Origin of the sequence: Rathayibacter sp. AY1A2 (assembly GCF_002930935.1) — a bacterium.
GTDB lineage: Bacteria > Actinomycetota > Actinomycetes > Actinomycetales > Microbacteriaceae > Rathayibacter.
Map to the genome: position 1 here is coordinate 92,955 of NZ_PSTP01000004.1, position 22,640 is coordinate 115,594.

The window sequence follows — 22,640 nt, forward strand, 5'->3', positions numbered from 1 at the left end:
CCCGGATCGCCGACTCGCCGAGGACGGCCGTCCGCCGACGCGGGGAGCGGCCGTTCGCGACGAGTCGGAGATCCGCGGGGACGTCCGCATCCGGTGCCGCTGCCGGAGGCCGGGGCAGGAACGGGTGCGCGGGCCGGTCCGGGTCCGCCCGGCGAGCAGGGGCACTGCGCGCGAGGCGGTAGCCTCATCGCATGCCGGAAATCGATTGGAAGCCCCGCTCGCGCACCGTCACGGACGGCATCGAGGCCACGACGTCGCGCGGGATGCTGCGGGCGGTCGGGATGGGCGATGACGACTGGGAGAAGCCCCAGATCGGCATCGCGTCCTCGTGGAACGAGATCACCCCCTGCAACCTCTCGCTCGAGCGCCTCGCGCGCTCCGCGAAGGAGGGCGTGCACTCCGGCGGCGGCTACCCGCTCCAGTTCGGCACCATCTCCGTCTCGGACGGCATCTCGATGGGCCACGAGGGCATGCACTTCTCGCTCGTCTCCCGCGAGGTCATCGCCGACTCCGTCGAGACCGTGATGATGGCCGAGCGCCTGGACGGCACCGTCATGCTGGCCGGCTGCGACAAGTCGCTGCCCGGCATGCTGATGGCCGCGGCCCGCCTCGACCTCGCCGCCGTGTTCGTCTACGCCGGCTCGATCGCCCCGGGCTGGGTCAAGCTCTCGGACGGCACCGAGAAGGACATCACGATCATCGACTCCTTCGAAGCCGTCGGCGGCGTCAAGGCCGGGATCATGTCCGAGGAGGACGCCAAGCGCATCGAGTGCGCCTTCGCCCCGGGCGAGGGATCCTGCGGCGGCATGTACACCGCCAACACCATGGCCAGCGTGGCCGAGGCGCTCGGCATGAGCCTGCCAGGCTCCGCCTCGCCCGCCGCCGCCGACCGCCGCCGCGACTACTTCGCCCGCAAGTCCGGCGAGGCCGTCGTCGAGCTGCTGCGCAACGGCACCACGGCCCGCGACATCCTCACCAAGGAGGCGTTCGAGAACGCGATCGCGGTGGCGATGGCCTTCGGCGGGTCGACCAACGTCATCCTGCACCTGCTCGCGATCGCCAACGAGGCCGAGGTCGACCTCACGATCGACGACTTCAACCGCATCGGCGACACGATCCCGCACATCGGCGACCTCAAGCCCTTCGGCAAGTACGTCATGAACGACGTCGACCGCCACGGCGGCGTCCCGGCCGTGATGAAGGCGCTCCTGGACGCCGGGCTGCTCCACGGCGACTGCCTGACGGTCACCGGGAGGACGGTCGCCGAGAACCTCGCCGCGATGGACATCGCACCGCTGGACGGCGAGGTCATCCGCACCCTCGACAACCCGATCCACGCGACCGGCGGGCTCACCATCCTCAAGGGCTCGCTCGCCCCCGAGGGCGCGGTCGTCAAGACCGCCGGCTTCGACGCCTCCGTCTTCGAGGGTCCGGCCCGCGTGTTCGAGCGCGAGCGCGCCGCGATGGACGCTCTGACCGAGGGCCGGATCGAGAAGGGCGACGTGGTGGTCATCCGCTACGAGGGCCCCAAGGGCGGTCCCGGCATGCGCGAGATGCTCGCCATCACCGCCGCCATCAAGGGGGCCGGGCTCGGAAAAGATGTACTACTGTTGACGGACGGACGATTCTCAGGCGGCACAACCGGCCTGTGTATCGGCCACATAGCTCCCGAATCGGTGGACGCAGGTCCCATCGCATTCGTTCGCGACGGAGACCCGATTCGGGTCGACATCGCCGCTCGCTCGATCGACCTACTCGTCGACGAGTCCGAGCTCGCCGCCCGCCGAGAAGGCTGGGCCCCTCTCCCTCCGCGCTACACCCGCGGTGTCCTCGCCAAGTACGCCAAGCTCGTCCGCTCGGCAGCCGAGGGCGCCGTCACCGGGTGACCCGGCCCGCTCCGGCCGGCCGCGCACTCGCGTTCCCGGGCACTCGCCTCCGGCTCTGCCCGCCGCCGCACCACCTCCTGAAGGAATCGACACCCGCATGACTCCGGATCCGTCCGCCGTGCAGCCCGCACCGACGCCCCAGCCACCCCGACCCGCCTCCGCTCCCGGGGCCGCCCCCGCGGCCGAGGTCCTCACCGGAGCGCAGGCGGTCGTCCGCTCGCTCGAGATGCTCGGGATCGAGGACGTCTTCGGCCTGCCCGGCGGCGCGATCCTCCCGGTCTACGACCCGCTGATGGACTCCTCGAAGATCCGGCACATCCTGGTCCGCCACGAGCAGGGCGCCGGCCACGCCGCCGAGGGCTACGCCTCGGCGACCGGCAGGCTCGGCGTCTGCATCGCGACCTCGGGCCCCGGAGCGACCAACCTGGTCACCGCGATCGCGGACGCCTACATGGACTCGGTTCCGATGCTCGCGATCACCGGCCAGGTGTTCTCGACGCTCATGGGGACCGACGCGTTCCAGGAGGCGGACATCGTCGGCATCACGATGCCGATCACGAAGCACTCCATCCTCGTGACGCGTCCCGAGGACATCCCCTCGGCCCTCGCCTCCGCCGCGCTGATCGCCACCACCGGCCGCCCCGGCCCCGTGCTGGTCGACATCACGAAGGACGCGCAGCAGGACCAGGCGCCGTTCCTCTGGCCGCCGAAGATCGACCTGCCCGGCTACCGTCCGGTCACGAAGGCCCACGGCAAGCAGATCCAGGCCGCGGCCCAGCTGCTGGTCGAGTCGCGGAAGCCGGTGCTCTACGTGGGCGGCGGCATCATCCGCGCCCGCGCGGCCGCCGAGCTGAAGGCGTTCGCCGAGGCCTGCGGCGCTCCCGTGGTGACCACGCTGATGGCGCGCGGAGCGTTCCCGGACTCGCACGAGCAGCACCTGGGCATGCCCGGCATGCACGGCACCGTCCCCGCGGTGCTCGCGCTGCAGGAGGCGGACCTGATCCTCGCGCTGGGCTCGCGCTTCGACGACCGCGTGACCGGCAAGGCGGCGCTCTTCGCGCCCCACGCCAAGGTCGTGCACGTCGACATCGATCCGGCCGAGATCTCCAAGATCCGCACCGCCGACGTGCCGATCGTGGGCGACCTGAAGGACGTCCTCCCGGACCTCACCGACGCGTTCGCCAAGGCCTCCGCCGACGGCCGCGCCGACACCTCCGAGTGGTGGAGCTACCTCAAGGGCCTGCAGACGGAGTTCCCGCTCGGCTACACCGAGCCGAACGACGGCCTGCTCTCGCCGCAGTACGTCATCAAGCGCATCGGCGAGATCACCGGCCCCGAGGGCGTCTTCGCCTCCGGCGTCGGCCAGCACCAGATGTGGGCGGCGCAGTTCATCAAGTACGAGCGCCCCAACTCGTGGCTGAACTCCGGCGGCGCCGGCACCATGGGCTACTCCGTGCCCGCGGCGATGGGCGCCAAGGTCGGCGAGCCCGAGCGCACCGTGTGGGCGATCGACGGCGACGGCTGCTTCCAGATGACCAATCAGGAGCTCGCCACCTGCACGATCAACGACATCCCGATCAAGGTCGCGGTGATCAATAACTCCTCGCTCGGCATGGTGCGCCAGTGGCAGACCCTGTTCTACGAGGGCCGCTACTCCAACACCGACCTCAACACGGGTCACGACACCGTCCGGGTGCCCGACTTCGTGAAGCTCGCCGACGCCTACGGCGCGCTCGGCATCCGCGTCACGAAGCCGGAGGAGATCGACGACGCCATCCGCCTCGCCATCGCCACCAACGACCGGCCCGTGGTCATCGACTTCGTCGTCAGCCGCGACTCCATGGTCTGGCCGATGGTCCCGCAGGGCGTCTCCAACAGCTACGTCCAGTACGCCCGAGACCACAGCCCGACCTGGGACGACGAGGAGTAGACCCGCATGACGCACCACGTTCTCTCCCTGCTCGTCGAGGACAAGCCGGGACTGCTCACCCGTGTCGCCGGGCTGTTCGCCCGCCGCGGCTTCAACATCGAGTCGCTGGCGGTCGGTCCGACCGAGCTGGCCGGGCTCTCGCGCATCACGGTCGCCGTGGACGTCGAGGACCTGCCGCTCGAGCAGGTCACGAAGCAGCTCAACAAGCTCGTCAACGTGATCAAGATCGTCGAGCTCGACACCGACCAGTCGGTCCAGCGCGAGCACCTGCTCGTCAAGGTCCGCGTCGACAACGTCACGCGCTCGCAGGTGCTCGAGGCCGTCACGCTCTTCCGCGCCCGCGTGGTCGACGTCGCGACGGACGCCCTGGTGATCGAGGTCACCGGCGACACCGGCAAGACCAACGCGTTCCTGCGGGTGATCGAGCCCTACGGCATCAAGGAGATCGCGCAGTCGGGCCTGCTCGCCATCGGGCGCGGCTCCAAGTCGATCACCGAGCGCGTCTTCAAGAACTGACCGCGAACTCTCCACTACAGAAAAGGACTCACCACGTGACCGAGCTCATCTACGACGCCGACGCCGACCTCTCCATCATCCAGTCCAAGAAGGTCGCGATCGTCGGCTACGGCTCGCAGGGCCACGCGCACGCGCAGAACCTCCGCGACTCCGGCGTCCAGGTCGTCATCGCGCTGAAGGAGGGGTCGAAGTCGACCGCCAAGGCCGAGGACGACGGCTTCGAGGTCAAGAGCGTCGCCGACGCCGCGGCCTGGGCCGACCTGATCATGATCCTCGCGCCGGACCAGCACCAGCGCGCGATCTACAGCGAGCAGATCGCCTCCGCGCTGACCGAGGGCAAGACCCTCGCCTTCGCGCACGGCTTCAACATCCGCTTCGGCTACATCGAGGCGCCCGCGGGCGTCGACGTCATCCTCATCGCGCCGAAGGCCCCCGGCCACACCGTGCGCCGCGAGTTCGTCGCCGGCCGCGGCATCCCGGACATCATCGCCGTCGAGAACGACGCGACCGGCACCGCCTGGGAGACCGCGAAGTCCTACGCGAAGGCCATCGGCGGCACCCGCGCCGGCGTCATCAAGACCACCTTCACCGAGGAGACCGAGACCGACCTGTTCGGCGAGCAGGCCGTGCTCTGCGGCGGCACCTCGCAGCTCGTCCAGTACGGCTTCGAGACCCTCGTCGAGGCCGGCTACCAGCCCGAGATCGCCTACTTCGAGGTGCTGCACGAGCTCAAGCTCATCGTCGACCTCATGTGGGAGGGCGGCATCGCCAAGCAGCGCTGGAGCGTCTCCGACACCGCCGAGTACGGCGACTACGTCTCCGGTCCGCGCGTCATCGACCCGCGCGTGAAGGAGAACATGAAGGCCGTCCTCGGTGACATCCAGAGCGGCGCCTTCGCGAAGCGCTTCATCGGCGACCAGGACGCGGGCGGACCCGAGTTCCAGGAGCTGCGCGCCAAGGGCGAGAAGCACCCGATCGAGGAGACCGGCCGCGAGCTGCGCAAGCTCTTCGCCTGGAAGCAGACCGACGAGGACTACACCGACGGCAGCGTCGCGCGCTAGTCGCACCGCGTCGACCGGGGGAGCCCCGGTCCGACGAGGGACCCGTCCACCGGGATCCCCTCGCCGGGCCGGGGCTCCTCCGCGTCCGGGGCGCGACTACCGCTCGAGCTCGCGGACGAGACGGCGGAGACCGCCCTTCGGCGGGACGAGGACGGGGTCCGGCCACCGGGGCGAGAGGTGGTCGCCGAGCGTCACCCGGCGCAGCTTGCGGCCGACGAGGGGGAGGACCCAGTCGGCCGCCCAGCGGCGCTGCTCGCGCAGCCGTGCGCGGAGGCGGAGCGGCTCCGGTGCGTCCCACGGCCCGGTCGAGATCGTGTGCGGCACGCCGAGCGCGTCGAGCACGCGGCCGGCCAGGACGCGGTGGCCGCGCTTGGAGAGGTGCATCCGGTCGGGCGACCAGAGCACGGGGGAGTGGAACTCCCGCATCGCCCAGTAGTCGACGAGGATCGCGCCCCGCTCGCGGGCGATCCGGCGGACGGCGCTGTTGTAGAGGTGGTTGCGGCGCAGGAACATCCGCGGGGCGGGCAGTCCCGGGATGTCGACGCCGGTGAAGAGCACGAGGGAGGCGCCGGTGGTCGCGAGCGCGTCGACGAGCGCCTCGTAGCGGGTGATCAGATCGACGGTGTCGGTGCCGAGGTCGAGGATGTCGTTGCCGCCGGCGTACAGCGTGATCAGGGTGGGGCGGAGCGCGAGGGCGGGCGCGAGCTGGTCCTCGGTGATCTGGGCGAGGCGCTTCGAGCGGACGGCGAGGTTCGCGTACTCCCAGCCCGGCTCGGCCTTCGCCAGGCGCTCGGCGACGCGGTCGGCCCAGCCGCGCACCCCGTTCGGCAGGCGCGGGTGCGGGTCGCCGACCCCCTCCGTGAAGGAGTCGCCGAGGGCGACGAAGCGGCGGCGGCGGTCGTCCATCCGCTCAGTCTCGCCCCCGGGGGAGGACGCGGGGTGTCCGCCGGGTGTCGGGGAGGCGGCGGCGGGCTCCGAGCCTCCTGCGAGGTGCGCGCGGCTAGGGTGTTGCGGTGATCGATGGTGGACCGGGCCGCTCCCCGGAGGACGACGACGCGGCGACCCCGCCGGTGGACCGCGGGCCGGACGCCGGCCCGGAGGACGACGCCGACGACGAGGCCCTGGAGTGGGCGGGTGAGGGCGCGGACCCGACGCTCGCCGCGGGGACCGCGCGCGTGCGCCGGACGCCCCGCACGGACGCGGGGGCGGACCCGGCGGACGACGGCTCGGACGACGACGACCCCGAGGTCGAGGACCCCGCCGACGAGGCCGCATCCTCGTCCGCTCTGCTGATCGCCGCGGGCATCGCGGCCGGCCTCTACCTCCTGTACGCCATCGCCTGGGCGATCACGGCGACGCGGCAGTCCCCGGTCGCCGCGGCCGGCTTCGCGGGCGATGCGCTCGGCGGCGCCCTCTACTCGCTCGGGCTCTGGCTGGCGGTCCTGGCGCCGCCGGTGTGGTTCGCCGTGGTGCTCCTCGCCACCCGCGACTCCCGGGTGCGCACCCGCGTGCTCTGGCTGGTCGCCGGACTCGTCCTCCTCGCTCCGCTGCCGTTCCTCAAGGGGGCCTGATGACCGACTCGACCCGGGCCACCCTCGGCGGGACCGGCCGGCGCGACCGGCCCGGCCGGCGCCTGGCCGCCTCCGTCCTCGTCGCCGTGGTGTTCGCGCTCTTCTTCGCCTGGGACGTCTGGGAGGCGGTCGGCAACCTGATCGGCCTGCGCAGCTACGCGGCCTCCCTCGGCACCGACCTGAATCCGACGGGCTGGGCGGTGCTCCTGCTCGGCCTGGTGCTGCCGGTCGCCTGCTTCGTCGCCGCCGTCCTGCTCGGGCGCCGCCGGGGACTCCCGGCGCGCGTCGGACTGCTCGCGGCGGCCCTCTGCCTCTCGGCGGCGCTCTCGCTCGACGTGCAGCTCGTCCTCGGCGTCGAGAGCCTGGTCTCGCTGAGCTGACCGGCGGCGTCACACGGCGCGGGGCGCGCGCACCCCTCCGCTACAGTGACGGGGGGCTGCCGACGCCCCCGCCTCGGTGCCCGCTCCGTCCCCTCTCCGAAGGAAGCGCCTCTCGTGACAAAGCCGGTCGTCCTGATCGCCGAAGAACTCTCGCCCGCCACCGTGGACGCGCTCGGTCCCGACTTCGAGATCCGCTCCGTGGACGGCACCGACCGCCCGGCGCTGCTCGAGGCCCTCGCCACGGCGCACGCGATCCTCGTGCGCTCCGCGACGCAGGTCGACGCGGAGGCGATCGCCGCGGCCCCCTCGCTCCAGGTGATCGCCCGCGCCGGTGTGGGCCTGGACAACGTCGACATCACCGCCGCGACCGCCGCGGGCGTCATGGTCGTGAACGCGCCGACCTCGAACATCATCTCGGCCGCCGAGCTCACCGTCGGCCACATCCTGAGCCTCGCCCGCCACATCCCCGCCGCGCACAGCGCGCTCGCGCAGGGCCTCTGGAAGCGCTCGAAGTACACGGGCGTCGAGCTCTACGAGAAGACCGTCGGCATCATCGGCCTCGGCCGCATCGGCGCGCTGATCACCGCGCGCCTGCAGGCCTTCGGTGTGAACGTCGTCGCCTACGACCCCTACGTGACCAGCGCCCGCGCGCAGCAGCTCGGCGTCACGCTCCTCTCCCTGGAGGAGCTGCTGGCCGAGAGCGACTTCATCACGATCCACATGCCGAGGACCCCCGAGACGACGGGCATGATCTCGGACGATCAGCTGGCGCTGATGAAGCCGTCGGCGTTCATCGTGAACGTGGCCCGCGGCGGCCTCATCGACGAGGACGCGCTGCACCGCGCGCTCGTCGCGAAGACCATCGCGGGCGCCGGACTCGACGTGTTCGTGAAGGAGCCGCCGACCGGATCGCCGCTGCTCGCCCTCGAGAACGTGGTCGTCACTCCGCACCTCGGGGCCTCGACCGACGAGGCGCAGGAGAAGGCCGGCGTCTCGGTCGCCCGCTCGGTGCGCCTCGCGCTCTCGGGCGAGCTCGTGCCGGACGCCGTGAACGTCGCCGGCGGCGTGATCGACGAGTACGTGCGCCCCGGCATCCCGCTGGTCGAGAAGCTCGGCCAGGTCTTCTCGGGCCTCGCGGATTCGCCGGTCACCTCCATCGACGTCGAGGTGCGCGGCGAGCTCGCCGGCTACGACGTGAAGGTCCTCAAGCTGGCGGCTCTCAAGGGCGTGTTCACCAACGTGGTCTCGGAGACGGTGTCCTACGTCAACGCGCCGGTGCTCGCGGAGCAGCGCGGCATCGAGGTGCGCCTGATCACGGAGCCGGTCTCGGACGAGTACCGTAACGTGATCACGCTGCGCGGCGCGCTCTCGGACGGCTCGCAGATCTCGGTCTCGGGCACGCTGACCGGCACCAAGCAGGTCGAGAAGATCGTGGCTATCAACGGCTACGACGTCGAGGTCCCCCTCGCGAAGCACCTCGTCGTCATGAGCTACGTCGACCGCCCCGGGATCGTCGCGGTCTACGGCCGTGAGTTCGGCGACGCCGCGGTCAACATCGCGGGCATGCAGATCGCGCGCACCGAGGCGGGCGGCAAGGCGCTCTCGGTGATCACCATCGACTCCCCCGCCCCCGACGGCCTGCTCGAGAAGGTCCGCGTCGCGATCGACGCCGACCTCATGCAGGAGATCGACATCACCGAGCAGTGAGCACGCGGCGGTTCGCTCAGGTCGACGTCTTCGGCGCCGCGCCGTTCCGGGGCAACCCGGTGGCGGTCGTCGTCGACGGCGACGGCGTGGGCGACGCCGCGATGGCGGAGTTCGCGCGCTGGACGAACCTCTCCGAGACGACCTTCCTCCTCCGCCCGAGCGACCCCGCGGCCGACTACCGGCTGCGGATCTTCACGCCGGGCGGGGAGCTGCCCTTCGCCGGGCACCCGACCCTCGGGAGCGCGCACGCCTGGCTCGCGGCCGGAGGGACGGCCCGCGCGGCGGGGGAGCTCGTGCAGGAGTGCGCCGCGGGTCTCGTCCGGCTGAGGGTGACGGAGGAGGGCATCGCCTTCGCCGCCCCGCCCCGCCGGCGGACCGGACCGGTCGACGAGGCGACGCTCGAGCGGGTGGCTGCGGCTCTGCGGATCCCGCGCGCGGAGATCCTCGACCACGAGTGGGTCGACAACGGTCCCGGCTGGCTGGCCGTGCGGCTCGCGTCGGCGGAGCAGGTCCTCGCGCTGCGGCCGGACCAGGCTCTCCTCGCCGGGCTCCCCGTCGGCGTCGTGGGCGAGCATCCGGCGGGAGGCGAGTGCGCGGTCGAGGTGCGGGCGTTCATCCCCGACGCCGGTGTGTCCGAGGACCCGGTGACGGGGAGCATCAACGCGGGGATCGCCCAGTGGCTGATCGGCAGCGGCGTGCTGCCCGAGCGCTACACGGCCGCTCAGGGGGCGGCGTTGGGCCGAGCCGGGCGCGTGCGCGTCGAGAGCACGGACGGCGCGATCTGGATCGGCGGCGCGACGGTGACCCTGATCGACGGGGTCGTCGAGCTGTAGCGGGTACGCCGGGGGCGGCGCGGCTCAGCTCCCGAGGAGGCGCTGGACGACCGCGAGGACGTCCTCGGCCTCGCCGCGCGACTGCGATCCCGTGGGGAGCAGGGCGGAGTTGTAGTAGAGCCCGTCGCTCATCAGGACGATCGCCCGGGCGACGAGCGGGTCGCCCACGGCGTCGGCGACCACCTCGTTCCAGCTGTCGTGGATCCGCGCGAGGCCCCCGCTGGCGCGCTCGTCGTGCCCCTGCGCGATGCGCGACACGGCGAGGATCGTGCGGTCGAAGGCCGAGTCGGCGGCGAAGGAGGTGCGCAGCAGGTAGGCGACCACGCCCTCGGGAGCGGCGAGGCTCTGCGCGACGTCCGCCTCCCGCCGCGCGTCGAGGCGCTGCAGGAGCCCGTCGACGAGGGCGTCCTTCGAGGGGAAGTGGTAGAGCAGCCCGCCCTTGGAGACTCCGGCCTCGCGGGCGACGGCGTCGAGGGTCGCGGCGCGCTCGCCCTGCTCGATGAGGAGCTGCTCGAACGCGTCGAGGACGCGGTCGCGGGCGGGGGCAGGAGGCACGGCGACCATCCTACGGCGGATCAGTGGCGACTGTACCGGCTGGACGGTATACTCTCTCCGTTCTCCTCTGAAAGGTCGTCCCCGTGTCCGCGCGCACCGCTCCCGTCTCCACCCACGACACCGCCGGCGCCGCCGACCGGGTCGGGCGACGCGCCTGGGTGGCGCTCGCGGTGCTGATGCTCCCGGTGCTGCTGGTCTCGGTCGACAACACGGTGCTGAACTTCGCGCTCCCCTCGATCGCCGAGGATCTGGGCCCCTCCGGCACCGAGCTCCTGTGGATCGTCGACGCCTACCCGCTGGTGCTCGCGGGCCTGCTGGTGGCGATGGGCAGCCTCGGCGACCGCGTCGGGCGGCGGCGCCTCCTGCTGGTCGGCGCGGTCGGCTTCGCCGCCGTCTCGGTCGTGGCCGCGTTCGCTCCCACCGCCGCGGCGCTCATCGGCGCCCGCGCGGCACTGGGCTTCTTCGGCGCGATGCTGATGCCCTCGACGCTCTCGCTCCTGCGCAGCGTCTTCCCCGACCGCGACCAGCGCCGCCTCGCGATCGCGATCTGGGCGACCGGCTTCGCCGTGGGCTCGGGCATCGGCCCGCTGGTCGGCGGCGTGCTGCTCGAGCACTTCCCCTGGGGGTCGGTGTTCCTGCTCGCGGTGCCCGTGCTGCTCCCGCTGGTCGTCCTGGTGCCGATCCTGGTGCCGGAGTCGCGCGACCCGCAGCCCGGCCCGGTCGACGTGGTCAGCATCCTGCTGTCGCTGGCGACCATGGCGCCGGTCGTCTACGCGGTGAAGTCCTTCGCCGAGCACGGGATCGACGCGGTCGGCATCGCGGCGCTCGTCGTGGGCGTCGTCTCGGGAGTTCTGTTCGTCCGCCGCCAGCAGCGCCGGGCCTCGCCGATGCTCGATCTCTCGCTCTTCCGCCGCGGCTCGTTCAGTGCGGCGATCGTGGTCAACCTCCTCAGCGTCACCGCGCTGGTCGGCGGGCTCTTCTTCCTCTCGCAGCACCTGCAGCTCGTGGTCGGGCTCTCGCCCCTGGAGGCGGGCCTCGTGCTCGTGCCGGGCCTCGCCGTGATGATCCTGGCCGGGCTCGGCGTGGTGCCGATCGCGCGCCGCGTCGCTCCGCGCCTCGTCGTCCCGGCCGGACTGCTGGTCTCGGCCGTCGGGTACATCCTGCTGGCCCTCGGCAGCGAGGCGCCCGGAGGAGCGTCCGCGCTCGCCGTCGCCGTCGCCTTCGCGTTCCTCGGCCTGGGCATCGGTGCGGCCGAGACGGTGTCGAACGAGCTGATCCTGGCCAACGCGCCCGCCGACAAGGCCGGTGCGGCCTCCGCCGTCTCCGAGACCGCCTACGAGCTCGGCGCGGTCCTCGGCACCGCGACGCTCGGCACGGTCCTCACCGCCGTGTACCGCGGGGGAGTCGTGCTGCCCGAGGGCCTCGACGCCGCGCAGGCGCAGCGGGCCGGGGAGACCCTCGGCGGCGCCGTCTCGGTCGCCGGCGAGCTGCCCGCCGACTCCGCCGCGAGCCTCGTCGCGTCGGCGAGCGCGGCGTTCGACTCGGGCGTCGGCTGGTCGGCCTGGCTCGGCGTCGTCCTCGTGCTGGCCGCCGCCGCGGTCGGCGCCTGGCGCCTCCGCCGGAGCTGACGCTCCTGCTCTCCTCCCGAGGGAGGCCGCCCGGGACGCGCAGCGACTCCCGGGCGGCCCTCGCCAGCCCGACGGGGGGCGCGTGCCCCGGACCGCGGCGCGGGCGGGCCGCGAGTACGCTGGGGGGACTCCGACCCCGTACGCCTGAGGACCGCCATGCCCCGCACCGTGAAGCTCGCCGTCATCCCCGGAGACGGGATCGGGCCCGAGGTGACCGCCGAGGCCGTCAAGGTCCTCGACGCCGTCACCGCCGACTCCGACCTGGTGCTCGAGACGACCACCTTCTCGCTCGGCGCCGCCCGCTACCTCGAGACCGGCGACGTCCTCACAGACGAGGACCTCGCGGCGATCGCGGGGCACGACGCGATCCTCCTGGGCGCCGTCGGCGGAGCACCGGGCGACCCGCGCCTCCGGGACGCGAACATCGAGCGCGGGCTGCTCCTGCGGCTGCGCTTCGAGCTCGACCACTACGTCAACCTGCGGCCCACCCGTCTCTACGCGGGCGTCCCCTCGCCGCTCGCGGCTCCCGGCGAGGTCGACTTCGTGGTCGTCCGCGAGGGCACGGAGGGCCCCTACGTCGGCACCGGCGGCTCGATCCGGCAGGGCACCCCGCACGAGGTCGCCAACGAGGTGTCGGTCAACACCGCCTACGGCGTCGAGCGCGTCGTCCGCCACGCGTTCGAGCTCGCCCGCGCGCGTCGCTCCCGGCTGACGCTCGTCCACAAGACGAACGTCCTCGTCTTCTCCGGCTCCCTCTGGAAGCGGATCGTCGACGAGGTGGGGGCCGCCTTCGAGGACGTGGCCGTCGACTACCTCCACGTGGACGCCGCCACGATCTTCCTCGTGACCGACCCTGCTAGGTTCGACGTCATCGTCACCGACAACCTCTTCGGCGACATCCTGACCGATCTGGCCGGCGCGATCAGCGGCGGCATCGGACTCGCGGCCTCGGGCAACATCAACCCCGACGGCGCGTTCCCCAGCATGTTCGAGCCGGTCCACGGATCCGCGCCGGACATCGCCGGACGGCAGCTCGCCGACCCGACCGCCGCGATCCTCTCGGCCGCGATGCTGCTGGACCACCTCGGCCGGAGCGACGAGGCCGCCCGCGTCACCGCGGCCGTGACCGCCGACATCGAGTCGCGCGACGGCACCCCGCGCTCCACGGCCGCGATCGGTGACTCCGTCGTCGCCCGCCTCCGCTGATCCCCCGCAGAAGGACACCACCACGATGAGCACCGACTCCGCCCCCGCCGACCTCGCCTTCGAGGTGACCGCCGCCCCCGCGCCCCGCTCCGCCGAGGAGCGCGCCCGGATCCTCGCGAACCCCGGCTTCGGCATGCACTTCACCGACCACATGGTCGGCCTCCGCTGGACCCGCACGGACGGCTGGCACAGCGCCCGCGTCGAGCCCTACGGCCCGCTCGCGCTCGACCCCGCCGCCGCCGTCCTGCACTACGCGCAGGAGATCTTCGAGGGGATGAAGGCCTACCGCCACGAGGACGGCTCCGTCTGGACCTTCCGCCCGGAGGCGAACGCGCGCCGCCTGCAGCGCTCGGCCCGCCGCCTCGCGCTGCCGGAGCTCCCGACGGACCTCTTCGTCGAGTCGCTGCGGCAGCTGATCGCGGTCGACGGCGACTGGGTCCCCTCGGAGCCGGAGACCAGCCTCTACCTGCGCCCGTTCATGTTCGCGCAGGAGGCGTTCCTCGGCGTGCGCGCGGCCGAGGACGTCGGCTACTACGTGATCGCCAGCCCCGCCGGTGCCTACTTCTCGGGCGGGGTCGCCCCCGTGTCGATCTGGCTCTCCACCTCCTACGCCCGGGCGGGCAAGGGCGGCACGGGAGCGGCGAAGACGGGCGGCAACTACGCCTCCTCCCTCCTCCCGCAGCAGGAGGCCTACAGCCACGGCTGCGCGCAGGTCCTCTTCCTCGACTCGCAGGAGTCGCAGTGGATCGAGGAGCTCGGCGGCATGAACGTGGTGCTGGTGAAGAAGGACGGCACGCTGGTCACCCCGGAATCGGACTCGATCCTCGAGGGCATCACGCGCGACAGCGTCCTGCAGCTCGCCGAGGACCGCGGCCACCGCGTCGAGCGGCGCCGCGTGAGCATCGACGAGTGGCGCGACGGAGTGGCCTCCGGCGACGTGGTCGAGGTGTTCGCCTGCGGGACCGCCGCCGTGATCACCCCGATCGCCGAGCTCAAGGGCGAGGGCTTCTCCGTCGGCCGCGAGGGCGCGCCCGCCGGGGAGCTCACGATGTCGCTCCGCGAGGAGCTGACCGGCATCCAGTACGGACGCCGCGAGGACACGCACGGATGGATGACGAGGCTGGACGCATGAAGATCGCACGATTCGCCACGCAGCGCGACGGGGACAACGGGGGAGCGATCCACTTCGGGATCGTGGACGAGGACGACCTGGTCGTGCTCGCCGGCGACCCGATGTTCGCCGGGTTCGACACCACGGGGGAGCGCATCCCGATCGCGGAGGCGAAGCTCCTCGCGCCGGTGATCCCGCGCTCCAAGGTCGTCGGCATCGGGAAGAACTACGCCGACCACGCGGCTGAGATGGGCGGTGACGCCCCGGCGGAGCCGCTGGTGTTCCTCAAGCCGAACACGTCGGTCATCGGCCCGGACGAGGCGATCGTCCTCCCCGAGGACAGCCAGCAGGTGGAGTTCGAGGGCGAGCTGGCGATCGTGATCGGCGCCGTGGCCCGCAACGTCCGCGCGGAGGACTACGAGGACGTGGTCTTCGGGTACACGATCGCCAACGACGTCACCGCACGCGACCTCCAGCGCTCCGACGGCCAGTGGGCGCGGGCGAAGGGCTACGACACCTTCTGCCCGCTCGGTCCGGTCATCGAGACCGAGTTCGTCTGGAACGAGAGCGCGATCGAGACCCGCGTCAACGGGCGCGTGCAGCAGTCGGGCAGCACCGGCGACATGATCCACGGGGTGCCCGAGCTCGTGGCCTACGTCTCGCGCATCTTCACGCTGCTCCCCGGGGACGTGATCCTCACCGGGACGCCCGCCGGCGTCGGGCCGATCGCGAACGGGGACGCCGTCGCGGTGGACGTCGAGGGCATCGGCACGCTGTTCAACCCGGTGGTCGTCCGGCGCTGAGCCCGGGCCCTCCTCCGCGGAGGGACGAGCGCCTCCGGCCCGCAAGGATCCTAGGATCCGGCGGGCCGGACGCGTCCGAGCGGGACGTCAGTCGGCGCTCGCCGGGTCGCTGCCGACCGCGCCCTCGGTCTCGTCCGGCAGGTCGGCGTCGCCGGAGACGGTGTCCCCTCCGCTGTCGCCGTCGGTCACGGCGTCCGTGACACCGCGGTCGATCGCGGTGCCCCCGGGAGCGGCCCCCGCGGCGGAGGCGTCGGCCGCGTCCTCGCCGGGCAGCACCGTCTGCGCGCCGCCGGTGTTCGGGGCGGCGTCGCCGCCGGATCCGGGAAGGTCCTCGTTCACGTTCTGGTCGGCCATGTCGGCTCCTCTCGTCGGGGCTCCAGCCCAGCACGCGACGGGCCCCTCCGCAGGACGTTGACAGCGCGGGGACGAGGGGGCGGAGGCGGGCCGCGAGGCCGGGCGACGCGCCTTCACCGTGCTCCCCGGCGCTGTCAAGCGGACTGCCTCCGGGGCCGTCTGGTCGTAGCGTCGAGCTATGAACTCCTCCCGCACCGACTCTGTCAGCCGCATCGCCCGGGAGGACTTCGGCTGGTCGTCGCTGCTCCCCGGTCAGCGCGAGGCGATCGAGTCGGCGGCCTCCGGGCGCGACACGCTGCTGGTGCTGGCGACGGGCGGCGGCAAGTCCGCGGTCTACCAGATCGCCGGAGCCGAGCGCGGCGGCGTCGTCCTGGTCGTCTCCCCGCTCGTCGCCCTGCAAGCCGACCAGCTCGCCGCGATCGAGGCGGCTCCGGCGGCCCCGCCCGCCGTCGCGATCAACTCCTCCCAGGGCGCCGCGGCCGTCGCCCGCGCCTGGGACCGGATCGACGAGGGCGGCCCGCTCTACGTGCTCCTGGCGCCCGAGCAGCTCGCCAAGCCCGAGAACGTGGCGCGTCTGGCGGCCGCGGGGGTGTCGCTCCTGGTCGTCGACGAGGCGCACTGCGTCTCCTCCTGGGGCCACGACTTCCGCCCCGACTACCTCCGCCTGGCCGATGTGCGCGGCGAGCTCGGTGATCCGCCGGTGCTGGCGATGACCGCCACCGCCTCCGGGCCGGTGCGCGACGAGATCATCGAGCGCCTCCGCATGACCGACCCCGAGATCCAGGTGCACGGCGTCGACCGTCCGGAGATCCGGCTGGTGGTGCACCGCCACGAGAGCGAGAACGAGAAGCGCGCCGCCGTGGTCGAGGAGGCCCGCAGCTGGACGGCTCCGGGCCTGGTCTACGTCGCCACCCGCAAGGAGACGGAGGCCTACGCGGCCGACATCGCGGCGGAGGGGCGCCGGGTCGCGGCGTACCACGCCGGACTCAAGGTGTCCGAGCGCAAGGTCGTGCACGAGCAGTGGCGCGCCGGCGAGCTCGACGTCGTCGTCGCGACCTCGGCCTTCGGAATGGGCATCGACCGGGCCGACGTCCGCTTCGTGCTGCACGCGACGACCACCGAGTCGCTCGACGCGTACTACCAGGAGATCGGCCGCGCGGGCCGCGACGGCGAGCCGGCGACGGGCGCGCTGCACTACCGCGCCGAGGACCTGGGTCTCCGCCGCTTCTTCGCCAAGCGCTCGGTCGACAAGGCCGCGCTGCGCGTGATCTGGGCGGCCGTCTCGGAGCAGCCGGGGCTCGACTCCGCGGCTCTCGCGAAGGAGCTGGGGAAGCCGGCCCGCACGATCGCCCGGATCGTCAACGATCTCACGGACGCGGGGCTGGTGGAGACCGGGTCCGGTCTGCGCGCGACGCGCGAGGCCTCGGGCGACGAGGCCGTGCACGCGGTGAAGGAGGCTCTGGCCTCCCGCGAGCGGATCGCGGAGTCGCGCCTGTCGATGATGCGCGCCTACGCGGAGACCAGCCAGTGCCGCCGCCGAGTCCTGCTGGACTACTTCGGCGTGGAGTCGGCCGAGTGGTGCGGCAACTGCGACGGCTGCGAGCGGCACGAGGCGAGCGGCGAGACCGTCGAGGCGCCCGTGGACGCCCCTCTGAGCGTCGACGAGTCGGTGGAGCACCGCGAGTGGGGCGCCGGCACCGTGATGAGCGTGGAGGCCGACCGGGCGACGATCTTCTTCGAGTCCGAGGGCTACAAGGTGCTGTCGTTCCAGGCGCTCGAGTCCGGCGTCCTGCGCGAGCGCGAGCACGCCTCCGCCTGACCCCGGCTCTCCGCGCCGGCCGATCGCCGCTCGCGGGACGCCGCTCCGGTACGGCAGGCACGGCGTGCCGTGCACCGGAGCGGCGTCCCGCGGAGGGGGTCAGACCTTCGAGACGGCCGAGCTCACGTCGGTGGGCTTCTCATAGTCGCCGTCCGGGATCGCACGGAGGGCCTCGAGGACGTCGCCGTCCGCGCCCTCCTTCTCCGCGGTCTCGACGATCGTGTCCTTCGAGGCGGGGTAGTCGATGCCCGAGAGGTACTTCTGGATCTGGATCGGGTTGGGTGCGTCCATCGTGCTGTCCTTTCGTCGCCTTGCTGAGTGTTACGAGTGCTCTTCGGCGAAGAGCCGGTCGAAGGCGTCGACGCGCCGGTCGGTGACCGTCGTGGGCGTCTCGAGGTGCACGGCGCCGCTGGGCACGAGGCCCGCGCCGCCGAAGCGCTCCATGACGCGCCACTGCGCGGCGACGTCCTCACCGCTGTGCTCCGGGGGCAGCTGCTCCCAGAAGTCGAAGCCGCCGACGGCCAGGAGGGCGTCGCGGCGGTAGAGGACGCACGCGCCCAGCCAGGCGACCCGGTACGCGCGCCAGGCGCCCTCCGGGACGTCGAGGCGGGCGGCGACGTGCGTGAGATTCGCCGCGTTGTGCAGCGGCCAGCGCTCGAACTCCGGGGTTCCGCGCCGCACCCGCTCGGGCTCCACGCGCTCCTCCCAGGTCTCGAACGACTCGGTCTCGTGCGGGCGCACGTCCTCGAGGTAGGACAGGCCCTGCACCGCGGAGCCGACGAAGCCGCAGTCGAGGCGCTCGAGGGCCTCGTGCAGCCGCGAGAGCGTGCCCGGCTCGAGCCACACGTCGTCGTCGAGGAAGAGGACGGCCGGGGCGGTGGCGAGGGAGAGGAGGTAGTGCCTCTGCTCCGCGAGCCCGCGCCGGGGCAGGTGCGGGCGCACCACCGGAGCCCGGCCCTGCGCCTCCAGCACGCGCAGCATCGCGAGGATCGTCGGGTCGCTCTCGGCGACCGCGTTGTCGGACTGGTCGCTCACGATCACGCGGAAGGGCGGGTCGTCCTGGGCGGCGAGTCCGGCGAGCGTGGCGGCGAGCTCGGCACGGCGGCCGACCGTCGGCACCAGTACGTCGATCAGCGGCTGCCGGGGAGCCTCCGGGACCCCCCAGCGCCCGGACCACCGGCGGCTGGTCACGGCGCGGTCGATCGGATGCGCTGGACCATCTCGGTCGTGGAGTGCTCCGAGACGTAGCCGACCGTGGTGACGACGCCCCCGTAGGAGCGGACGACGGCCGCCTCCGCGAGCATGTCGGGGTTGTAGTCCCCGCCCTTCACGTAGACGTCGGGCTGCACGCGCTCGAGCAGCGGGATGGGGGTGTCTCCGCCGAAGAGCGTCACGTAGTCGACGCAGCCCAGCTCGGCGATCACGCCCGCGCGGTCGCCCTCCGGGTTGATCGGCCGTCCCTCGCCCTTCAGCCGCCGGACGGAGTCGTCGTCGTTCACCGCGACCACGAGCACGTCGCCGAGCTCGCGGGCCTGGCGGAGGTAGGCGGTGTGGCCGCGGTGCAGGACGTCGAAGCAGCCGTTGGTGAACACCACGCGGCGACCGCGGTGCGACTGCTCCGCGAGGACCTCGACGAGGGCGTCCTCGCCGAGCACGACGGCGCCGGGAGCGGCGAGGGAGGCGAGCAGGTCGTCGCCCGAGCAGACGGAGGTGCCGGGGCGCTGCACGACCACGTCGGCGGCGGCCTGCGCCAGATCGACGGCGGTGGCCAGGGAGCGGCCGGCGGCGAGGGCGAGGGTGGCGGTCGCGGCGAAGGTGTCGCCGGCGCCGGATGCCTGCTTCTCCTCCGCAGGCTGAGCGAAGGTGCGGCTGACCGTGCCGTCGGCGTCGAGGGCGGTGGAGCCGTCCCGGTCGAGGGTGACCACGACGTGCCGGGCGCCCGAGCGGGCGCGCAGGTCGTCCGCCGCGTCGCGCACGGCGGCGGCCCGCTCCGTCCCGCGGCCGAGGGAGCCGCCGAGCAGCCGCTCCGCCTCCTTGGCGTTCGGGGTGACGAGGTCCGGCCGGGCGAAGGCCCAGTCGGCGAGCTCGTGCGCGTCGATCACGAGGAGGCCGGGGCGCCCGACGGCGAGCAGGCGCTCGACGGCCTCGCGGAGGATCCCCGAGCCGTAGTCGCAGACCAGGACGGCGTCGGCGCCCGCGGCGGCCTCGGCGGCGGCACCGGCGAGCAGGGCCAGCTCGTCGTCGGCCGGGTGGTGCGGGCCGGAGTCGACGCGCAGCATCACGCTGTCGCCGCCGACCACGCGGGTCTTGATCGTCGTCGCAGCGCCGGTGCGGACGACCCGGGAGGTGTCCAGGCCGGCCCGCTCGAGGGCGCGCACGAGCCGGTCGCCCTCGGAGTCGCGTCCGGCCACGCCGACCGTGCGGACGACGGCGCCCAGCGCGCGCAGGTTGGCGGCGGTGTTGGCGGCCCCGCCCGCGACGTCGACGACGTCCTCGAGCCGCAGGACCGGCGCGGGCGCCTCCCGCGTGACGCGCTCCGCCTCGCCGAGCCACCAGGAGTCGAGGATGAGGTCCCCGATCACGGCGACGACCGGCGGGCGCTCGTGGACGTGCGCCAGGAGGGCGCTCGCCCGCTGGAGCGCCGAGCCCTCGAGGCTCATCGCGCGCCTCCCGGCAGAACGGGCAGGCCGAAGTGCACGACCGTGGTCGTGGTCATCTCGTCGAGCAGCTCCGGGCCGTAGCCGAAGCCGGAGCCGGACGCTCCGCGGGGCTGGGCGCTGCCGCCCGGGGCTCCTCCGAAGACGCCGTTGACCTTGACGGTGCCCACCGGCAGCGTCGCCGCGGCCCGATGGGCGTGCTCCATGTCGGCGGTGAGGATCGAGGCGGCCAGACCGTAGGGGCTCGCGGCGGCCAGGTCCAGGCCCTCGTCGAAGGAGTCGACGACGCGGATCGGCGCGACGGGCCCGAAGGTCTCCTCCGTCATCACCAGCATCGACTCGGTGCAGTCGGCCAGGACGGTCGCGGGGTAGAAGGTGCCGTCCCCGGGAGTGCCGCCGGTGAGGGCGCGCGCGCCGCTGCCGAGCGCCTCCGTGACGTGCTCGTGGACGGCGTCGCGCATGCGGGCGTCGACGAGGCGGGGGAGCGGGCCCGCGCTCCAGCGGTCGGCCTCGGCGACCAGCGCCGCCGTGAACGCCTCGGCGATGTCGCGGTGCACGTAGATCCGCTCGACGGAGGTGCAGATCTGGCCGGCGTTGGCGAAGGCGCCCAGCGCGGCCTGCTCGGCGGCCCAGACCGGGTCGACGTCGCGGTCGACGACGAGCGCGTCGTTGCCGCCGTTCTCGAGGATCACGTGCGTGCCGGTGAGGGCGGCGACCCGGGCGAGCGCGCGGCCGGTGGCGGTCGAGCCGACGTGGGCGAGGACGTCGACGCCCTCGGTGCGCGCCAGCTCGTCGCCGACCGCCCCGTCGCCCTCGACCAGGGTCAGCACGCCCTCGGGCAGCGCCTCGGCGAGGATGCTCGTGAAGAGGGCGCCCGTGCCCGGACTGCGCTCGCTCGGCTTGTGCACGACGACGTCACCGGAGACGATCGCGGCGCCCAGGATGCCCGCAGCGACGGCGACCGGGTCGTTCCACGGAGTGAGGGCGAGCACGACACCGCGCGGGTGCGGCAGGGCCAGATCGACGTTGAGAGCCCCTCCGCGCAGGCTCCTCCCGCGGTGCAGCGGGCCGAGCTCGGCGTACTGGAGCAGCGTGTCGACACCGGCGCGCACGCCGCCCAGCGCGTCGCCGGCGGGCTTGCCCGTCTCCTGCGTGTTGAGGTCGGCGAGCTCCTGCTCGCGCTCGGCCACGCGGTGGGCGGCGGCACGGAGCAGGGCGCCGCGCTCGGCGGGCGCGGTGGCGGCCCACACGGGGAACGCGGTCCGCGCGCGGCGGACGGCGTCGGCGGCGGTCGTGGCGGGGGTCGTGATGTCGATGGTCACGGTCACCTCTCGGTCGGGGGCGCCCGCGGAGTGGCGGACGCATCCGTCCGGTACCCGGGTGGTGCGCGCCTAGACACGCCGCCTCGGGAATCCACCCCCGGATCGGCGACGGGCTCGCCCCCGATCCGGTTTCGGATCGGTCCCGGCGGGGAAGTGGAGGAGTGCACCGTCCCCGGAGCGGCGCCCGCGCGCCCTCCGCACCTGAGAGGAACCCGTCGTGGTCGCCATCGCCCCCCTCCGAGAGCCCTTTGCCGGAGTCGAGAGGATCGCCGTCCTGCGCGGCGGCGGACTCGGCGACCTGCTGTTCGCGCTGCCCGCCGTCGACGCCCTCGCGGCCGCCTACCCGGGAGCCGAGATCACCCTGCTCGGGACGCCCGCGCACCGGGTCCTGCTGACGGGCGTCGAGTCGCCGATCGCCGACGTCGAGATCCTGCCGGTGGCGCAGGGCGTCCGCGACGGAGAGGGGGAGGACCCCCGGGTCGTCGAGGACTTCACCGAGCGGATGCGCGCGCGCCGCTTCGACCTGGCCGTGCAGCTGCACGGCGGCGGGCGCTACTCCAACCCGTTCCTCCAGCGCCTCGGCGCGCGCCACACGATCGGGTCGCGCACCGACGACGCCGCGGAGCTCGAGCGCACGATCCCCTACGTCTACTACCAGCACGAGATGCTGCGGGCGCTCGAGATCGTCGGGCTGGCCGGAGCGCCCGCGAGCCGCCTCGAGCCGGCGCTCGCCGTGGATCCGGAGCGGCGGGACCGCCTCGCCGCGGCGCTGCCCGCGGGCGGCCCGCTGGTGCTGATCCACCCCGGGGCGACCGATCCCCGCCGGCGTTGGCCCGCCGCCTCCTTCGCCGCCGTGGCGACGGAGCTGCTGGCGGACGGCGCGCGCGTGCTGGTGGTGGGCGACGCCTCGGACGTGCCCGCCGCCGACGAGATCGTCGCCGGAGCGCCGGGAGCGGTCTCCTGGGCGGGCGTCGTGGACCTCCCGGACCTCGCTCCGCTGCTCTCGCTCGCCGACCTCGTGCTCGGCAACGACTCCGGACCACGCCATCTCGCCGCCGCGGTCGGCGCTCCGACGGTCGGGGTCTTCTGGGTGGGCAACGCGATCAACGCCGCGGCCCTCGGGCGGCAGCGCCATCGGGTGCAGCTGAGCTGGACCACGCACTGCCCGGTCTGCGGGCGCGACGCCACGCAGGTCGGCTGGACCGCTCCGCGCTGCGAGCACGACGTCACGTTCGTCGGCGATGTGCGCGTCGAGGCGGTGCTCGAGGACGTCCGCGGGGTGCTCGCCTCCACCCGCTGAA

General features: G+C 73.3%; 21 protein-coding genes. 14 read left to right on the forward strand and 7 right to left on the reverse strand.

Translation table 11 applies throughout. The features are described from left to right. Positions 1-191 precede the first annotated feature (191 nt). The 4 genes from ilvD to ilvC all read left to right on the forward strand — a co-directional run bounded on the left by ilvD (position 192) and on the right by ilvC (position 5,393). Positions 192-1,886, forward strand: coding sequence for a dihydroxy-acid dehydratase (ilvD, locus tag C5B93_RS05930; protein ID WP_104233215.1), 1,695 nt, complete (start codon positions 192-194; stop codon positions 1,884-1,886). Between the two features lie 97 nt (positions 1,887-1,983). Next, entirely contained in the window at positions 1,984-3,816 is a 1,833-nt protein-coding gene (locus C5B93_RS05935; protein ID WP_104268713.1) for an acetolactate synthase large subunit, read from the forward strand. Between the two features lie 6 nt (positions 3,817-3,822). Next, the gene (ilvN, locus tag C5B93_RS05940; protein ID WP_104223540.1) at positions 3,823-4,332 is read left to right on the forward strand and encodes an acetolactate synthase small subunit; all 510 of its coding nucleotides are present in this window, start codon (positions 3,823-3,825) and stop codon (positions 4,330-4,332) included. Between the two features lie 35 nt (positions 4,333-4,367). Then, positions 4,368-5,393 (forward strand): ketol-acid reductoisomerase, encoded by a 1,026-nt coding sequence (gene ilvC, locus C5B93_RS05945; protein WP_104223539.1) that lies wholly within the window; start codon positions 4,368-4,370, stop codon positions 5,391-5,393. 96 nt (positions 5,394-5,489) lie between these two features. Here the strand turns inward: ilvC and C5B93_RS05950 are convergent, their stop codons facing one another. Continuing rightward, the gene (locus C5B93_RS05950; protein WP_104292018.1) at positions 5,490-6,299 is read right to left on the reverse strand and encodes an SGNH/GDSL hydrolase family protein; all 810 of its coding nucleotides are present in this window, start codon (positions 6,297-6,299) and stop codon (positions 5,490-5,492) included. 107 nt (positions 6,300-6,406) lie between these two features. Here C5B93_RS05950 and C5B93_RS05955 point away from each other — a divergent pair, with 107 nt between their 5' ends. The 4 genes from C5B93_RS05955 (at position 6,407) to C5B93_RS05970 (ending at position 9,884) form a co-directional block, all read left to right on the forward strand. Further along, a complete protein-coding gene (locus C5B93_RS05955) occupies positions 6,407-6,964 on the forward strand; it encodes a hypothetical protein (RefSeq protein WP_104292019.1) in 558 nt (185 codons plus the stop codon). Then, a complete protein-coding gene (locus C5B93_RS05960) occupies positions 6,964-7,344 on the forward strand; it encodes a hypothetical protein (protein ID WP_104233218.1) in 381 nt (126 codons plus the stop codon). Before C5B93_RS05955 ends, C5B93_RS05960 begins: the two co-directional genes overlap by 1 nt. A 114-nt stretch (positions 7,345-7,458) precedes the next feature. After that, positions 7,459-9,051: a phosphoglycerate dehydrogenase gene (gene serA, locus C5B93_RS05965; protein WP_104223535.1), complete on the forward strand. Its 1,593-nt coding sequence runs from the start codon at positions 7,459-7,461 to the stop codon at positions 9,049-9,051. Beyond that, positions 9,048-9,884, forward strand: a complete 837-nt coding sequence (locus C5B93_RS05970; RefSeq protein WP_104233220.1) for a PhzF family phenazine biosynthesis protein — start codon at positions 9,048-9,050, stop codon at positions 9,882-9,884. Before serA ends, C5B93_RS05970 begins: the two co-directional genes overlap by 4 nt. A gap of 24 nt (positions 9,885-9,908) precedes the next feature. On the opposite strand, the gene C5B93_RS05975 is transcribed toward C5B93_RS05970, so the two are convergent. Then, the gene (locus tag C5B93_RS05975; RefSeq protein WP_208543367.1) at positions 9,909-10,448 is read right to left on the reverse strand and encodes a TetR/AcrR family transcriptional regulator; all 540 of its coding nucleotides are present in this window, start codon (positions 10,446-10,448) and stop codon (positions 9,909-9,911) included. Between the two features lie 74 nt (positions 10,449-10,522). Between C5B93_RS05975 and C5B93_RS05980 the strand changes: the two genes are divergently transcribed. From C5B93_RS05980 to C5B93_RS05995, 4 genes are all read left to right on the forward strand, one after another. Further along, complete coding sequence (locus C5B93_RS05980; protein ID WP_258068158.1) at positions 10,523-12,067, forward strand: MFS transporter; 1,545 nt, start codon at positions 10,523-10,525, stop codon at positions 12,065-12,067. A gap of 156 nt (positions 12,068-12,223) precedes the next feature. After that, a complete protein-coding gene (locus tag C5B93_RS05985) occupies positions 12,224-13,273 on the forward strand; it encodes a 3-isopropylmalate dehydrogenase (protein WP_104280719.1) in 1,050 nt (349 codons plus the stop codon). A 25-nt stretch (positions 13,274-13,298) separates the two neighbouring features. Further along, positions 13,299-14,405, forward strand: coding sequence for a branched-chain amino acid aminotransferase (locus C5B93_RS05990; protein ID WP_104226252.1), 1,107 nt, complete (start codon positions 13,299-13,301; stop codon positions 14,403-14,405). Beyond that, positions 14,402-15,187: a fumarylacetoacetate hydrolase family protein gene (locus C5B93_RS05995; RefSeq protein WP_104292020.1), complete on the forward strand. Its 786-nt coding sequence runs from the start codon at positions 14,402-14,404 to the stop codon at positions 15,185-15,187. The genes C5B93_RS05990 and C5B93_RS05995 overlap by 4 nt, the downstream gene beginning before the upstream one ends. Positions 15,188-15,274: 87 nt before the next feature. Here the strand turns inward: C5B93_RS05995 and C5B93_RS06000 are convergent, their stop codons facing one another. Beyond that, entirely contained in the window at positions 15,275-15,541 is a 267-nt protein-coding gene (locus C5B93_RS06000; RefSeq protein WP_104247445.1) for a hypothetical protein, read from the reverse strand. 178 nt (positions 15,542-15,719) lie between these two features. Between C5B93_RS06000 and C5B93_RS06005 the strand changes: the two genes are divergently transcribed. Continuing rightward, positions 15,720-17,360 (forward strand): RecQ family ATP-dependent DNA helicase, encoded by a 1,641-nt coding sequence (locus C5B93_RS06005; RefSeq protein WP_104292021.1) that lies wholly within the window; start codon positions 15,720-15,722, stop codon positions 17,358-17,360. A 99-nt stretch (positions 17,361-17,459) separates the two neighbouring features. On the opposite strand, the gene C5B93_RS06010 is transcribed toward C5B93_RS06005, so the two are convergent. The 4 genes from C5B93_RS06010 to C5B93_RS06025 are packed head-to-tail and all read right to left on the reverse strand — an operon-like array spanning position 17,460 to position 21,339. Then, on the reverse strand, positions 17,460-17,651 hold the full coding sequence (locus tag C5B93_RS06010) for a DUF2795 domain-containing protein (RefSeq protein ID WP_104223528.1): 192 nt from the start codon (positions 17,649-17,651) through the stop codon (positions 17,460-17,462). A 30-nt stretch (positions 17,652-17,681) separates the two neighbouring features. Beyond that, positions 17,682-18,551, reverse strand: coding sequence for a glycosyltransferase family A protein (locus C5B93_RS06015; protein ID WP_104292022.1), 870 nt, complete (start codon positions 18,549-18,551; stop codon positions 17,682-17,684). Then, positions 18,548-20,020 (reverse strand): D-glycero-beta-D-manno-heptose 1-phosphate adenylyltransferase, encoded by a 1,473-nt coding sequence (rfaE2, locus tag C5B93_RS06020; protein WP_104257251.1) that lies wholly within the window; start codon positions 20,018-20,020, stop codon positions 18,548-18,550. The genes C5B93_RS06015 and rfaE2 overlap by 4 nt, the downstream gene beginning before the upstream one ends. Beyond that, entirely contained in the window at positions 20,017-21,339 is a 1,323-nt protein-coding gene (locus C5B93_RS06025) for an aldehyde dehydrogenase (RefSeq protein WP_258068159.1), read from the reverse strand. The genes rfaE2 and C5B93_RS06025 overlap by 4 nt, the downstream gene beginning before the upstream one ends. A gap of 217 nt (positions 21,340-21,556) precedes the next feature. Here C5B93_RS06025 and C5B93_RS06030 point away from each other — a divergent pair, with 217 nt between their 5' ends. Further along, entirely contained in the window at positions 21,557-22,639 is a 1,083-nt protein-coding gene (locus tag C5B93_RS06030; RefSeq protein ID WP_104292024.1) for a glycosyltransferase family 9 protein, read from the forward strand. Position 22,640 lies beyond the last annotated feature (1 nt).

Excerpts from the sequence above, each read along its gene's own strand:
- rfaE2 (WP_104257251.1), bottom strand. The coding sequence starts at position 20,020 with ATGAGCCTCGAGGGCTCGGCGCTCCAGCGGGCGAGCGCCCTCCTGGCG.
- C5B93_RS06010 (WP_104223528.1), bottom strand. The coding sequence starts at position 17,651 with ATGGACGCACCCAACCCGATCCAGATCCAGAAGTACCTCTCGGGCATC.
- C5B93_RS05995 (WP_104292020.1), top strand. The coding sequence starts at position 14,402 with ATGAAGATCGCACGATTCGCCACGCAGCGCGACGGGGACAACGGGGGA.
- C5B93_RS05935 (WP_104268713.1), top strand. The coding sequence starts at position 1,984 with ATGACTCCGGATCCGTCCGCCGTGCAGCCCGCACCGACGCCCCAGCCA.
- C5B93_RS06005 (WP_104292021.1), top strand. The coding sequence starts at position 15,720 with ATGAACTCCTCCCGCACCGACTCTGTCAGCCGCATCGCCCGGGAGGAC.
- C5B93_RS05990 (WP_104226252.1), top strand. The coding sequence starts at position 13,299 with ATGAGCACCGACTCCGCCCCCGCCGACCTCGCCTTCGAGGTGACCGCC.
- ilvD (WP_104233215.1), top strand. The coding sequence starts at position 192 with ATGCCGGAAATCGATTGGAAGCCCCGCTCGCGCACCGTCACGGACGGC.
- C5B93_RS05960 (WP_104233218.1), top strand. The coding sequence starts at position 6,964 with ATGACCGACTCGACCCGGGCCACCCTCGGCGGGACCGGCCGGCGCGAC.
- C5B93_RS05985 (WP_104280719.1), top strand. The coding sequence starts at position 12,224 with ATGCCCCGCACCGTGAAGCTCGCCGTCATCCCCGGAGACGGGATCGGG.
- C5B93_RS05950 (WP_104292018.1), bottom strand. The coding sequence starts at position 6,299 with ATGGACGACCGCCGCCGCCGCTTCGTCGCCCTCGGCGACTCCTTCACG.
- ilvN (WP_104223540.1), top strand. The coding sequence starts at position 3,823 with ATGACGCACCACGTTCTCTCCCTGCTCGTCGAGGACAAGCCGGGACTG.
- C5B93_RS05975 (WP_208543367.1), bottom strand. The coding sequence starts at position 10,448 with ATGGTCGCCGTGCCTCCTGCCCCCGCCCGCGACCGCGTCCTCGACGCG.
- C5B93_RS06000 (WP_104247445.1), bottom strand. The coding sequence starts at position 15,541 with ATGGCCGACCAGAACGTGAACGAGGACCTTCCCGGATCCGGCGGCGAC.